Annotated in this window: 12 protein-coding genes; 3 read left to right on the top strand and 9 right to left on the bottom strand. The window is 46.4% G+C overall.

Translation table 11 applies throughout. The features are described from left to right. Window positions 1-6: 6 nt before the first annotated feature. From B5F38_RS12725 to B5F38_RS12705, 5 genes are all read right to left on the bottom strand, one after another. Window positions 7-324: a DUF4134 domain-containing protein gene (locus B5F38_RS12725; protein ID WP_002560983.1), complete on the bottom strand. Its 318-nt coding sequence runs from the start codon at window positions 322-324 to the stop codon at window positions 7-9. 201 nt (window positions 325-525) lie between these two features. After that, complete coding sequence (locus B5F38_RS12720; protein WP_004304280.1) at window positions 526-1,254, bottom strand: hypothetical protein; 729 nt, start codon at window positions 1,252-1,254, stop codon at window positions 526-528. A 16-nt stretch (window positions 1,255-1,270) separates the two neighbouring features. Then, window positions 1,271-1,624, bottom strand: coding sequence for a DUF3408 domain-containing protein (locus B5F38_RS12715; protein WP_004291505.1), 354 nt, complete (start codon window positions 1,622-1,624; stop codon window positions 1,271-1,273). A gap of 2 nt (window positions 1,625-1,626) precedes the next feature. Continuing rightward, window positions 1,627-2,067, bottom strand: a complete 441-nt coding sequence (locus tag B5F38_RS12710; RefSeq protein ID WP_004291503.1) for a DUF3408 domain-containing protein — start codon at window positions 2,065-2,067, stop codon at window positions 1,627-1,629. A gap of 2 nt (window positions 2,068-2,069) precedes the next feature. Then, window positions 2,070-3,119, bottom strand: a complete 1,050-nt coding sequence (locus B5F38_RS12705) for a ParA family protein (protein ID WP_004291492.1) — start codon at window positions 3,117-3,119, stop codon at window positions 2,070-2,072. Window positions 3,120-3,540: 421 nt separating this feature from the next. Between B5F38_RS12705 and mobA the strand changes: the two genes are divergently transcribed. Genes mobA through mobC form a run of 3 tightly spaced genes read left to right on the top strand, consistent with a single transcriptional unit; the run spans window position 3,541 to window position 7,244 of the window. Next, entirely contained in the window at window positions 3,541-3,969 is a 429-nt protein-coding gene (gene mobA / locus B5F38_RS12690; RefSeq protein ID WP_004291488.1) for a conjugal transfer protein MobA, read from the top strand. Next, on the top strand, window positions 3,948-5,195 hold the full coding sequence (mobB, locus tag B5F38_RS12685) for a conjugal transfer protein MobB (RefSeq protein WP_004291483.1): 1,248 nt from the start codon (window positions 3,948-3,950) through the stop codon (window positions 5,193-5,195). Before mobA ends, mobB begins: the two co-directional genes overlap by 22 nt. Before the next feature lie 30 nt (window positions 5,196-5,225). Continuing rightward, window positions 5,226-7,244 (top strand): conjugal transfer protein MobC, encoded by a 2,019-nt coding sequence (gene mobC / locus B5F38_RS12680; RefSeq protein WP_004291482.1) that lies wholly within the window; start codon window positions 5,226-5,228, stop codon window positions 7,242-7,244. Window positions 7,245-7,375: 131 nt separating this feature from the next. Here the strand turns inward: mobC and B5F38_RS12675 are convergent, their stop codons facing one another. From B5F38_RS12675 to B5F38_RS12660, 4 genes are all read right to left on the bottom strand, one after another. Beyond that, complete coding sequence (locus B5F38_RS12675; protein ID WP_087409552.1) at window positions 7,376-10,630, bottom strand: P-loop NTPase fold protein; 3,255 nt, start codon at window positions 10,628-10,630, stop codon at window positions 7,376-7,378. Between the two features lie 16 nt (window positions 10,631-10,646). Further along, the gene (locus B5F38_RS12670; RefSeq protein WP_004291480.1) at window positions 10,647-11,777 is read right to left on the bottom strand and encodes an ATP-binding protein; all 1,131 of its coding nucleotides are present in this window, start codon (window positions 11,775-11,777) and stop codon (window positions 10,647-10,649) included. A gap of 301 nt (window positions 11,778-12,078) precedes the next feature. Then, the gene (locus tag B5F38_RS12665) at window positions 12,079-12,684 is read right to left on the bottom strand and encodes an RteC domain-containing protein (protein WP_004304269.1); all 606 of its coding nucleotides are present in this window, start codon (window positions 12,682-12,684) and stop codon (window positions 12,079-12,081) included. A gap of 237 nt (window positions 12,685-12,921) precedes the next feature. Beyond that, entirely contained in the window at window positions 12,922-13,344 is a 423-nt protein-coding gene (locus tag B5F38_RS12660; RefSeq protein ID WP_004291474.1) for a dihydrofolate reductase family protein, read from the bottom strand. Window positions 13,345-13,559 lie beyond the last annotated feature (215 nt).

The following is a 13,559-nucleotide window of genomic DNA, read 5'->3' as shown; positions in this document are numbered from 1 at the left end:
TATTTATTAAAGGAAGAATGAGCGCAGGATGGTGGCGGCAACAATCAGGAAGATGCACGCGCCGAACCACGAGGCGGCTGTCTTGCTGGTGTCGGGGTCGCCCGATGAAAACTTGCCGTACACTTTTACGCCCCCGATAAGCCCGACGACTGCACCGATGGCGTATATCAGTTTAGTTCCGGGGTCGAAATAAGAACTCACCATAGAGGTGGCTTCGTTGATGCCCGCGATGCCGTTTCCCTGCGCGAAAGCGGAGGCGGTTGCGGCGATGACAAGTGCCGCGGAGAGGATTGCTTTTCTGTTTTTCAAGATGTTCTTGTTCATAAACTGTTCTTGTTTTTTGCCGTCAAAAGGGTGGATGGTCCTTTGTCGGGCGGTTGATACTTTGTTTCTTTACTTTGGTTTTAGTGGATGCCCGTTTGTTTCCACGGACGTGGGCGTGTCCGTTGCGGATGGGGATGCGCCTTGCGTTTCCTCGCCGCGTGGGTTGATGTCATTCTTTCATGTTCATTTCTTTTATTGTTGTCATACATAGTTGCGAATGTCGAACTCCTCGATGTTGTCCGGCACGACGAACTCCTTTTCAGATTTCTTCAGCCGAATCTCGATAAGCCCCTTGATGCGGATGCCTATCTCCGAAGAGCCTTCCATCATTTTCTCGTACAACTCCGTGCCCTCCATGTCGGTGAACACCTTAGCCGCCTTTTCACGTTCCGCCTGTGTCGCGTCCGGGTTTTTGGCGGTCTTGCAGGCGTCGTCAATCTCGTCAAAGCTGCTGCCCGAAGCCCGTGGCGTGTCCGAGGCGTCCTCTTCCGGTTCGTCGTCCCCGTATCCCAGTTCCTCCGGCGGTATGCTCGTGAAGGTCTCATCGAGTTTTTCCTCCGGGACTTGTGCCGGGCGGGATGCGTTTCCCGTTTTTCCGTCGTCAAAAGTAGCCTCTTCCTCCGACAGCTCAATGCCTTTTTCAATAGTGGCGGCTTCTTGCGTCGGTATGGCAGCGGTTGTCCGGGTGGATGCCATCCTGAAACGGCTCTTGCCGATGATGTCCGCCTTTTCCGCAGGGACTTCCTCGTGTGCCGCTATGCGTTTAGCCTCATTCCCGTCCAGTGACCGCCATAATCCGACAATGCCCTTGAAGAAGCGGACAATCCGCGTGTCCATGATGCGCTCGTAAAGGAGCAGGAACAGGAACCAGAGGTTGCAGCCGACCGATACCGCCAGCAGAATGTCTGTCATGCTGATTGTGTAATTCATATCCTTCCGTTTTTGGTTAGAATACTGAATTGTAATTTCGGGCATAAAGGCTCTTTATCGCATCTTCGCACTGGTTGAAGTGGTGCGTCAGCACATGGTCGATGTAAGCGGACAGCGTAAGCCGGTCATGCCCGATTACACGGGTGATACGCATGATACGCTCGTGGTACTCCGGGCGCACATACGCCATCTTCCCCTCACGTGCCTTTACTTCCGGGTCGCGGATGAACAGGCGTTCATAGTCCTTCTCACTGCATTTGCCGCTTACCGGGACAGGCGACAGTATTTCCACACTCGCCTGCACTTGGGTAAACATACCTCCGCAGTCTTGCTGTGGTCTTTTTTCATTCGGTGTCATTTCTTTTTCCATTTTCAAATCAGATCTTCACGTTGTTTCTTGTACAGTTCGTTGATTCTCTCCTTGTGCTGTTCCAGATGCTGGCGCAGCACGGTATCCACATATCCGCCTACTGAGATTTCCCCTCCGGCGATGTCGTTCACGATTCTGAGGATCTTGCCGTGGACGTCACGGCTGATATAGACACATTGGCGGGTCTTTATCTCGTTGCGGCGCAGGAATAGCTCGTTGTAGTCCTCGTCCTGCCTTTTCCGGCGTCCACTTTCCCTCTGCGCTTTTTCCCGTGTTACGGGTTGCACAGGAGATGGTTCCGGTGCGGCGGTGTCCTCTTCGGTCGGTGCAGCTGCGGGTACTTCCTGTGCGGGGCGCAGTGTCCCGTCCTGTGTGCGCCGCCCGATGGAGGCTAACAGCAGTTCCTCGTCGATGCCTTCCGTGTTCACTTTCCTGCTGCCCATGCTCACTGCGGTCTGATGATGTCGCTTATCTCTTCGGAAAACTCCCGGATGCCACTCCCTTTCAGCAGTGCCGTGTCCATCGGGAAGATGGTGGAGCGGAAAACGCTCTTGCGCTCTTCCGAAAGGTCACGGCGGAACTTCTTGCTGTCGGGCAAGCGGGTGGAAAGTACCGGAAAGCCCATTTCGGCTATCACTTCCTCGTAGATGCCGTACAAGTCGTTCCTCTCCCTGCCGTCCACCATCGTCCAGAACAGATGCAGCCCCTTTGTTTTCGCCTGTCCGGTAGTCATCAGCCTGTCGCGGAACATCGTGACGAATTTCAGGGTACTCTCCACGACAAAGCGGTCGGCACTCAGCGGAGTGAAAATGTAGTCCATCTGCGAGAGCGTCTTTATCACGCCGTTGCTTCGGAGTGTGCCGGGCATGTCGAAGAACACCACGTCGGGTTTCACGTCCTCAGTGGCAATCATCCTCTCGGCATCGTCGAGGGCGTTCACCGCATTGCTTTTGACGATGGTGTAGGCGTTCTTTTTGATCCGGCGGAAATGGTCGCAAGCGAGAGCCTTGAAGTAGGTGCTGCTGTCGATAAGCCCCATTTCGTGTTCGCGCAGCCCGTGGATGCTGTGCTGCGGGTCGTCGCAGTCCACGACGGCGACATTGTAGCCTTTCACGTTGTGCAGGTAGCTGGCGGCAAGTGCCGTGACAGTGGATTTGCCGATGCCACCTTTCTGTGTTGCGAATGCAACGAAGATTTCCTTACTCATAGTTCCATTTATTTTAATTGTTGATGATTTGTTTTTCTGTTTCCATACGGATTTGGCTGTCGCACCATCCGCTTCCGTGACTACACACGCAGGCGGGTCGTCGCGTATCCGGTTCTGTGGTGAAGCGGTGCGTCGGACAAATGGTGATTGACGACATTGCGTCATGAAGTCATTGAATCCATACGTCACCGAATTGTCGGAGAACCGGGTTTCCGACGGTTCGGGTATCCGTTTCGGCAAGTATCCGAAGAAGCGGATTTCCGGGTATTTGAATGTTCCGTTTATCATATCTTCAAATCGTTCGTTTCTTGAATCATGCTGCAAATAAACAAGTATATTTTGGAACCTGTATCACTTCTCCGGCAAGTGGCGGCACGTTGCGCCGGTTGGCAGTCATTGACCGGGTCAAGCATCTGTCCGATACCGCTTTAAGGGCGTAACTTTGCACCCGGACAGCAGGGTTCGCCGATGACGCGCGGCCCGGAGTCCTGAAAGGTATTTTCCCAATCCGTCCCCTGACGGATTTTTATGTTCACCTGAACATAGCAAGATGTCTTTTCAGCCGCTCAAAATATTTTGAGCAGCCACGAAAAGCACTTGCCCTTGCAGGGGGCGGGCTTTCCCTCCGAAGTCGGGAAGCCTTTCAGAACTGCGGTGCTGTAATCCGAAGCGGCGGCTTATGCCGTCAATCCGCTAAATCCAAAGTAATATGAAAGAGAAAAGGAAAAGCAAATCAGGGAGAAATCCCAAACTTGATCCGGCGGTGTACCGGTACACCGTCCGTTTCAACGAGGAGGAACACAACCGTTTCCTCGCCATGTTCGGAAAATCGGGTGTCTATGCACGGTCTGTTTTCCTCAAAGCGCACTTCTTCGGGCAACCGTTCAAGGTGCTGAAGGTGGACAAGACGTTGGTGGACTATTACACCAAACTGTCGGATTTTCATGCACAATTCCGTGCCGTGGGTACGAATTACAACCAAGTCGTGAAGGAACTGAGGCTGCATTTTTCAGAGAAAAAGGCGATGGCGTTGCTCTACAAATTAGAGCAACACACCGTCGAACTCGTGAAACTGAGCCGCCGGATTGTGGAACTTTCAAGGGAAATGGAGGCAAAATGGTCGCAAAAATCAGTGTAGGAAGTTCGTTGTACGGCGCGATTGCCTACAACGGGGAGAAGATTAACGAGGCGCAGGGGCGGCTTCTCACCACCAACCGCATCTACAATGACGGTTCGGGAACGGTGGACATAGGCAAGGCGATGGAGGGTTTTCTCACCTTCCTGCCACCGCAGATGAAGATCGAGAAGCCGGTGGTGCATATCTCTCTCAACCCGCACCCGGAGGATGTGCTGACCGATATTGAGTTGCAGAATATCGCCCGCGAGTATCTGGAAAAACTCGGTTTCGGAAACCAGCCTTATCTTGTATTCAAGCACGAGGACATCGACCGCCACCACCTGCACATCGTGACGGTCAACGTGGACGAGAACGGGAAAAGGCTCAACCGGGATTTTCTCTACCGCCGCAGCGACCGTATCCGCAGGGAACTGGAACAGAAGTACGGATTGCATCCGGCAGAACGTAAAAATCAGAGATTGGATAATCCGTTGCGCAAGGTGGCCGCATCGGCAGGTGATGTGAAGAAGCAGGTAGGCAACACCGTGAAGGCTCTGAATGGGCAGTACCGTTTCCAGACGATGGGCGAATACCGTGCGCTCCTTTCCTTATATAATATGACGGTGGAGGAAGCGAGGGGCAACGTGCGCGGACGGGAGTATCACGGGCTGGTCTATTCCGTCACGGACGACAAGGGTAACAAGGTGGGCAACCCGTTCAAATCCTCGCTTTTCGGGAAGTCCGCAGGCTATGAAGCCGTACAGAAGAAGTTTGTCCGTTCCAAATCGGAAATCAAGGATAGGAAACTGGCAGACATGACGAAACGCACCGTCCTTTCCGTGCTGCAAGGCACTTATGACAAGGACAAATTTGTATCCCAACTCAAAGAGAAGGGCATCGACACCGTACTGCGCTACACAGAGGAAGGGCGCATCTATGGGGCTACCTTCATCGACCACCGCACGGGATGCGTGCTGAACGGTTCGCGCATGGGTAAGGAGCTTTCGGCGAATGCCTTGCAGGAACACTTCACCCTGCCATACGCCGGACAACCGCCGATACCGCTATCCATCCCTGTGGATGCTGCGGACAAGGCACACGGGCAGACCGCCTACGACAGTGAAGATATATCGGGCGGTATGGGCTTGCTCACTCCCGAAGGTCCGGCGGTAGATGCCGAGGAAGAGGCTTTCATCCGGGCGATGAAGCGCAAAAAGAAGAAAAAACGCAAGGGCTTGGGTATGTAATCAGAGTATCAACAATTAAAAAATCAATGTATGTCACAACAAGAAGACGATTTGAGGGCATTGGCGAAAATCATGGATTTTCTGCGTGCCGTGAGTATCATTTTAGTGGTCATGAACGTGTACTGGTTCTGCTACGAAGCCATCCGGCTGTGGGGCGTGAACATCGGCGTGGTGGACAAAATCCTTCTGAACTTCGACCGCACGGCGGGGCTGTTCCATTCCATTCTCTACACGAAGCTGTTTTCCGTCCTTTTGCTTGCCTTGTCCTGTCTGGGTACGAAGGGTGTCAAGGGTGAGAAAATCACTTGGGGGAGAATCTGGACAGCATTTGCCGTCGGGTTCGTGCTGTTTTTCCTGAACTGGTGGTTGCTGCCCCTGCCGCTGCCGCTTGAAGCGGTGACGGGACTGTATGTCCTTACCATTGGAACGGGCTATGTCTGCCTGTTGATGGGTGGTCTGTGGATGAGCCGCCTGTTGAAACACAATTTGATGGAGGATGTTTTCAACAACGAGAACGAGAGTTTCATGCAGGAAACGAGGCTTATCGAAAGCGAGTATTCGGTCAATCTGCCGACACGTTTCTATTACAGGAAACGCTGGAACAACGGTTGGATCAATGTAGTTAATCCCTTCCGTGCGTCCATCGTGTTGGGTACGCCGGGCAGCGGCAAGTCCTATGCCGTGGTAAACAATTTTATCAAGCAACAGATTGAAAAGGGCTTTAGTCAATACATCTACGATTTCAAGTATCCCGACCTATCTACTATTGCCTACAACCATTTGCTGAACCACCCGGACGGCTACAAGGTAAAGCCGAAGTTCTATGTGATCAACTTCGACGACCCGCGACGCTCTCATCGGTGCAATCCCATTCACCCGGATTTTATGGAAGATATTACGGATGCCTATGAGAGTGCCTACACAATAATGCTCAACCTCAATAAAACGTGGGTGCAAAAGCAGGGCGACTTCTTCGTGGAGTCACCTATCATTCTGTTTGCCAGTATTATCTGGTATCTCAAAATCTATCAGAACGGGAAGTTTTGCACGTTTCCCCATGCTATCGAGTTTCTGAACCGCCGTTACGAGGATATATTTCCGATACTGACCTCTTATCCGGAGCTGGAGAACTACCTTTCGCCGTTCATGGATGCGTGGCTTGGAGGGGCTGCGGAGCAGCTCATGGGTCAGATAGCGTCGGCAAAAATCCCGCTTTCGAGGATGATTTCACCGCAGCTCTACTGGGTGATGTCAGACAGCGAGTTTACGCTGGACATCAACAATCCCGAAGAGCCGAAAATCCTCTGCGTGGGTAACAATCCCGACCGTCAGAATATCTACGGTGCGGCACTCGGTCTGTATAATTCCCGTATCGTGAAGCTCATCAACAAGAAGGGGATGCTGAAGTCATCGGTCATCATCGACGAGTTGCCCACAATATACTTCAAAGGGTTGGACAATCTTATAGCTACCGCCCGAAGCAACAAGGTTGCCGTGTGTCTGGGCTTTCAGGATTTCAGCCAGTTAGTGCGTGACTACGGGGACAAAGAGGCGAAAGTGGTGATGAACACTGTCGGCAATATTTTCTCCGGTCAGGTGGTGGGGGAAACAGCCAAGACGCTCTCCGAGCGGTTCGGTAAGGTGTTGCAGAAACGGCAGTCCATCTCCATCAACCGGCAGGATGTTTCCACCTCCATCAACACGCAGATGGACGCGCTCATTCCACCGAGTAAGATTTCCGGGCTTACGCAGGGAATGTTTGTCGGTTCTGTATCCGACAACTTCAACGAGCGTATCGAGCAGAAGATTTTTCATTGCGAGATTGTGGTGGATGCCGAAAAGGTGAAACGGGAAGAAAGTGCCTACAAGAAAATTCCCGTCATTACAAACTTCACGGACGAGGACGGCAACGACCGCATGAAGGAAACGGTGCAGGCGAACTACCGGCGCATCAAGGAAGAGGTGAAGCAGATTGTGCAGGAGGAACTGGAGCGTATCAAAAACGATCCGGTGCTGTGTAAACTGCTACCAGATAATGAGACTGTCTAACAAGTCCCCAAAATTGAAAATTATCCCTATCGAAGTTTGAAGTGACCCCCAAAAGTTGGATACAATTTTTTTGGGGGGCACTTCAGTTCTGACGGGTAAAATCGTAAAATTCGGACTTGTTAGACAAATACTTACGCGGTTTCAACCTCAGGTACTGAATCTATCGAATTGACAAATTTAACCAATTGCGGATCTGAATCTTTTTGTATGAGGTTTCGGAGACTCTTTTTCAATTCATAAGCATCATCCCCTGCTGTATTTATTAAATCCATATAAAAATCTTTGTTTTGCAGAATCAATGAACGGCATGCCCCATCGGAAATTACAGGTTTCACTATTTTATCAATAACGTCTCCAGCTTGACTTTTCAAATTACCATGCGATCTAAGCCATGTTTCGAAAAATTGAAACTTTATTGCATTGATAGTCTTTTTACCGATGCAGAAATCATTTCTTATATCGGTAACTGTCGATTTAATTTTTCGTTTATCCAATCTTTCAACTATATTCTTGAAACAATTAGGGAAAGGATTCAAACTTTGAGTTCCAGAAGCAATATCCATCAGAATCTTTTTGCCAAATTCAGTCAAGTTATCTGGCAAGGATTTGATTTTAGCCAGTAAATGTTTTATTGCGACAAACCAATAATATGATGTATGTGCTGTTCTTTGGGCGTATAATGTATCAACACTTATTTCAGACAACGCTTCGAACGCTATTTTATTGATATGATCGGTCAGGACATTGCTTATTTTAGTGGTCAAATCGTAAAAAGATGCGTCAGGAATTACATCTTTAATATTGTTCTTAGTGATATACTTATCCAAATCGGTATTCCACTCTGCTAAATGCTCGATAAATACCTCATCCGTTACACCTATTCTGTTCTTAATATCTTCAAATTGGGGCAATATGTCTGAGAGCAATAATTTATAGCCAAGTTTATGATTTACCATGTATTGTAGTGTTTCATTTAATAGCGGTATATTCCATCCCACACTATTTACTAATAAGTCTCCATGATCCACATAATAGTCCATGAGTTCTGCAACATATTTTATATCTCCACCCTCTATTAAGGAAACGGAATGACCATGTGCCAATTGCATGGCGACTAAATCGTAATATCCAGACTCTTTAATGTTTCGGCCATCAGTTTCTAATTCAGAATGCAACTGATTTATGTAGGTTGAATCTAACGTTACAGGTAAAGGTCTTTCTTCGTCAGATGCCAATAAACGATAGGTTGTAAATATAGCCCCTATATTATCTTTATTTACATTCTGTTCATCAATGCAATTCGTGATCGCTTGCAAAAGCGTTGGAAACGTATAGGTAGAATTATCTTTTAACGTTTTTACAATATCTGCATGGTCGAAATTATCGGGTAGTAAGTTTGCCAAATAATTATCGAGCGCCTCCGAATTTGTTGCTACTTGATAATATTTATATGCTTTAGTTGTCGCGTTATCCCGATAGGCAGCATCTGTTGCATTTGCAGCTTGAATATAATCGATAAATGTATTTGGCTTGACTGTTTTTGCTTCAATCAATGACGTAAAATCGCACGCCAACTTATTTTGCGCAATAAACCTGTCTATTGCATCTAACGTTTTGAAATAGTCGCCGCCATTGAAGTCATTGAACCGAACTATCTTCTTATATAATTGAGCAATCACATGGTTTTGGCTTTCCGTGTCTAAATGCAACAGCAGTTCTTGGTATTCGACAGGGAACACCTGCTTCTCTATGAATTCTTTTAATTTCAATTGTGCTATTCTTTGCCATACACGCAGAATAACATCGCTCTTTCGAGTTAATTTATGCAAACAATGTATAATCTTATCGATAAGCGCATTGTCCATACATTGTATAACTTCTTCTAATACAGTGTCAAATTGTTTATTAGTCTCTGCATATTGATTTATGTTGTGGTCTTCTTCTCCGTTGATGCAGCCTTCAATATATTTTTTCAATGGAATTTGTCGAGCATCTTCAACATCGACACCATATACCAAAGCTGCAATTTCGCGTTGTGTTTGCAGATCATTGTTAATTATTGTTTGAATGCCATTCAGATAGTCGCCGGACAATATTTGTTCTACTGGATTTGCCAGAATATCCGTCTTCTTCAAACAGAACAATGCTATGTTTATCATCAAAATTTCGTTACACCACTCTTGTTTAAGAGCGACCATCTCATTGATATATGATATAATTTCCCTAACATTGGCATTAGGATTTACCAATCTGAATATCCGATTTATAGTTTCTTTCGCTTCATTTTCTGTTTCTCCAAATGCTTCAACAAACAGTTTGTTGAATATACTTCGATAGTCGGTAATAACAGGAGGAGCAACACGATAAACAATAGGGAAAGTTTTATTGATAAAATACTTGGTCAGTTGTTTCGTTTGTTCGTCGGTCTCATCTCCGAATGCACAAGCTAAATGTGTTTCATCGAAAGGAATAACAGCCCAAACATTTTCAAAACCGCTATCGGCGAAGAACGTATGGATAGAAGACCATAATTCTTTTACTTTTTCAGCGGGGAGACGATCCATGTTGTCAAAAACAAGGACTAATTTACGTTGTCCTTTTTCCTTGATAAAATCAGAAATGTCTTGCATCCATGTTTTGAACTCGTAAACCGTTGGTTCGTCTTCGCTCAAAGTCTCATAGCAAACGTCCTTTTCGACTTTATCTTGATAAATAGCTAACATATAACTCCATCCATATTTATGATCTTTGCTATATGCCCATTTCCAAACGCACAATGCAATAAGAACTGGCAGTGCAGCTATGATAATAGACAATAAAGAAAACCACCATGTTGTGGGTGTAGGTTTTACTGCATACGCAATAAATGTAAATATCGGAGTTAAAACTGCAACCAAAAATGCCGCAACCATACCATTACTGATAAGGGGATATTTTTCGGTTACGGTCTCCGTTTTACGGGCTAATAAATATTTCAGCTTTTCAGACCATGATACGGTTTTCGTACCTCCACCTTTGACTTTTATTGTTGCATTTCCAGATAGGATACCATCATCAATAAGTTTGCTTGTAAGCAATTCCAATATAGAGCGGCGTTGCAAGTCCTCTTGATGTCCCCATGCGTCATACTCAAAAAAGTAATAGTCGTCTGATAATTCACGTTCCAACATTTTAACCACGTTGGATTTTCCAGATCCCCAAATACCTTCGATGCCGATAATTCGAGGTAAAGTACATTCCTCATCCAATGAATCATTCTGACAAAAATGGCGAGCAATAGTTTTTGCCAACCTTTCTTGCGAACCTCCATCGAATTTGTCAATACCACACGGTTTATTTTGGATAAACCGCGGATATTGCTGTTTGGATTGTAGTTTTGTTTCCATATACGTAATTTATTGATTATACGAACTCCAAATAATTCTCCCGATTTACCACATGAAACTCGGCATAGGGATAGGCTTCTTGGAAGGCTTTCGGTGCGGCCGGCATTTTATTTCCCCACTTGAACTCCAAGGCGGTAAGACTGTCGGCACTCTCCTCAATCAGGTCGATTTCCTGTTTGTCGTAGGTGCGCCAGAAATAGAACTCCCTGTGCAGTCCCTCATTGAAGTTCGCTTTGCGCCGCTCTCCGATGATGTAGTTCTCCCACAGCGCACCGACATCCTGCCGAATGGCCAGCGGTGAGAAAGCCCCGATAATGGCATTGCGAATGCCGTTGTCGTAGAAGTACCACTTGCCAGCTTTTGTAACCTCCTTGCGTAGGTTACGCGAATAAGCCCCCAGACGATAGATAACGAAGACCTTTTCCAATAGGTCGAGGTATTTTTCAACGGTCGTCTTGCTCATGCCGAGTTGTTTACCTAACTCTTCGTAAGAAACTTCGCTGCCCAACTGAAAAGCTATCAATCGCAGTAGATCGCGCATCTTGCTCGAATTTTTTAAGCCGTCAATTGCTAAGATATCTTTAAGCAGGTATGCACCGACAATATCACGTAGGTAGTCTGTTTTACGTTCATAGTTCTCCATCATTACTACTTCGGGATAGGAACCGTAAATCAAGCGCGCTTCGAGGTTCTGGCGGGTTTCAAGTGCCGTTTCCGTCTGTGCGATTTCCCGTTGCGAGAATGGTGTAAGGAGAAATTGCGTACTGCGGCCGACCAACGGTTCACCAGTCTTATTCAGCAAATCGAATGACGAAGAACCACTTGCCAAGACACTTATTCCCGGTATTTCATCAACTATCAACTTCAGAATACTACCGATTTGTGGTATGTTCTGTGCCTCATCAATAGCCAGCAAATCAATACCATCCAATAAATGCCGATAATTGGCTATTGAGCGATTCTCCAATAGTGCTAATGTGTCGTAGTCTTCGCCGTTGAGCATCATCGTCCTACCTGAATAGTTGTCCACAATTTTACGCATCATTACCGTTTTACCAACACGGCGAGCACCAAAAATCAGTACTGCTTTATTGGGCGCGATTCGTGCTGTAATCTTCTCTTGAAGTATTCTATTTACTGTTTCCATACCTTATAAAATATAATGCAAAGATAATCATATTTTTTTAATTGGCGAATTTTACAAAAAAAACGGGCTATTAAATGGCGATTTTTACAACCACAATCTTATGGAAGTTGTTTCATTGTTTTTAGTAATGATATATGTTCATACTATGATGACTCAATAATTTACCAGACATACGTTTCTGAAATTTGTCCTTATAGGAATGAAAAACTCACATATATTGTGCTAATTAATATATAATTAAATGAAAATAAAAAGACAGGATACGAGTATTCCTGTCTTCTCATATGTAATGGATATTTTTTTATTTTCTCATCCGCTCCAACTCCTCATCACGCAACATTCTCTCGTTCAGTTTTTCCTGCATCCTGTCAATGAAATAGGTGCGGCTTTCGTTCTTCCGGCGTTTGATATCAGTGTAGAAGCGGTAGCAGTCTTTAGAATCAACCCCGAATATCTTATAGAGAAGTGGGGCGAGCTGTTTGAGCGGCATATTGCCGTTGTTGATGCAGCCCATCACGTCTATGCCGTAGATAAGTTCCACGAGGTCGATGGCATTGCCCGTCCATTGAAGAAGGCTGGCGGTGGTTTCTGTTGCGTTGTTGGCGGATATTAGTGGTGGCACTTGGGGCGTGGCAAGGAATTTCTGCATCTTTCTTACGAAAGACAGAGCCTTGCTGACGTAGGCGGCAATCTCTCTTTTTTCTTCTGACAGATTACGTACGGGATGGTGCTGCAACTCGATTTCGATGTAGGCAAGCGCGATGACGGTAAGGTTCATGTCCATGCCGCCGTTGCACAGTTCGATCACTTGGGTGGCGAAAGCCGTGTATGCCGTTTCCATATTGCAGTCGCCGGCTTCGTTTATCAGGCGGAAAAAGTCGGTTTCCGCCAGCAAGAAATAATTCATGGTTCTGTCAATTTTGAAAATTACACTTTGTTTTCTGCGTGCGCACATGAATATAATTGGCAAAAAACGCGGCAGAAAATAAAAAATCCAACACTCAATTTTACAAAGTGCTGGATTTCAGAGGTATAAAATTCAGTATTTTTCACAAGGACAAATTATCTCCGACTTAAATTGTTTGTAATCGGAACATTTATTCTATTCCTGAAAATAGAAATGTATGCTTGCCGCACATTTTGGCTATCTTGCTTTTTTATCAAGGATATAGATAATGCGACATACACCGTTGGGATAGCTTTTCAAAGAGGAAAGCGTCCAGTGTTGCTCTGGCAGAGCCGACTTAAAAAAATGTCGTCCGCTTCCGGATATGAAAGGAACGGTGTATAGTATGATTTCATCCACAGCGTGCATCCGCAGCAGTCCGTTTATATAGTCTGCCGTGTCCGGTGTGGCTTCCGCGAGGTAACGGATGTTTGTGCAGTCTTTTCTCCATTCGTGCAGCATTGAAATGGAATAGTCCGGTGTCACACGGTAAAAGGCTTTCTTCCTGATTTCATCAAGACCGCAACGGTCAAGGCACAAATCCTGATGTGCTTTATCATATAACTCTGAAGAAAGACATCCGTCCATCGTCAGTACGGCGAGAATCTGAACTTTACCCATAATCGTTTCCTTTCGTTAGGCAAGGGTAAAAAAGTAGCGTGCAATTCACACTACCTTCAAGCGATGGCTCTGGTAAAGCCTTTACGGAGAGTACGTGAATGCACGCTATGCGTAAGCATAGCATAAGCATCACGCAATCGTCTCCGTAGTTCCAATTTACCAGATTTTCGCTTGAAACGCCTTGCGGTCTTATCCTATATGTTGGCGGCGAAAAG

The sequence above is a fragment of the Barnesiella sp. An22 genome, from assembly GCF_002159975.1.
Taxonomy (GTDB): domain Bacteria; phylum Bacteroidota; class Bacteroidia; order Bacteroidales; family Barnesiellaceae; genus Barnesiella; species Barnesiella merdigallinarum.
This window is presented reverse-complemented; position numbering and strand designations above follow the sequence as displayed.

Excerpts from the sequence above, each read along its gene's own strand:
- B5F38_RS12675 (WP_087409552.1), bottom strand. The coding sequence starts at position 10,630 with ATGGAAACAAAACTACAATCCAAACAGCAATATCCGCGGTTTATCCAA.
- B5F38_RS12660 (WP_004291474.1), bottom strand. The coding sequence starts at position 13,344 with ATGGGTAAAGTTCAGATTCTCGCCGTACTGACGATGGACGGATGTCTT.
- mobC (WP_004291482.1), top strand. The coding sequence starts at position 5,226 with ATGTCACAACAAGAAGACGATTTGAGGGCATTGGCGAAAATCATGGAT.
- mobB (WP_004291483.1), top strand. The coding sequence starts at position 3,948 with ATGGTCGCAAAAATCAGTGTAGGAAGTTCGTTGTACGGCGCGATTGCC.
- B5F38_RS12710 (WP_004291503.1), bottom strand. The coding sequence starts at position 2,067 with ATGGGCAGCAGGAAAGTGAACACGGAAGGCATCGACGAGGAACTGCTG.
- B5F38_RS12670 (WP_004291480.1), bottom strand. The coding sequence starts at position 11,777 with ATGGAAACAGTAAATAGAATACTTCAAGAGAAGATTACAGCACGAATC.
- B5F38_RS12665 (WP_004304269.1), bottom strand. The coding sequence starts at position 12,684 with ATGAATTATTTCTTGCTGGCGGAAACCGACTTTTTCCGCCTGATAAAC.
- mobA (WP_004291488.1), top strand. The coding sequence starts at position 3,541 with ATGAAAGAGAAAAGGAAAAGCAAATCAGGGAGAAATCCCAAACTTGAT.
- B5F38_RS12720 (WP_004304280.1), bottom strand. The coding sequence starts at position 1,254 with ATGAATTACACAATCAGCATGACAGACATTCTGCTGGCGGTATCGGTC.
- B5F38_RS12725 (WP_002560983.1), bottom strand. The coding sequence starts at position 324 with ATGAACAAGAACATCTTGAAAAACAGAAAAGCAATCCTCTCCGCGGCA.
- B5F38_RS12715 (WP_004291505.1), bottom strand. The coding sequence starts at position 1,624 with ATGGAAAAAGAAATGACACCGAATGAAAAAAGACCACAGCAAGACTGC.
- B5F38_RS12705 (WP_004291492.1), bottom strand. The coding sequence starts at position 3,119 with ATGATAAACGGAACATTCAAATACCCGGAAATCCGCTTCTTCGGATAC.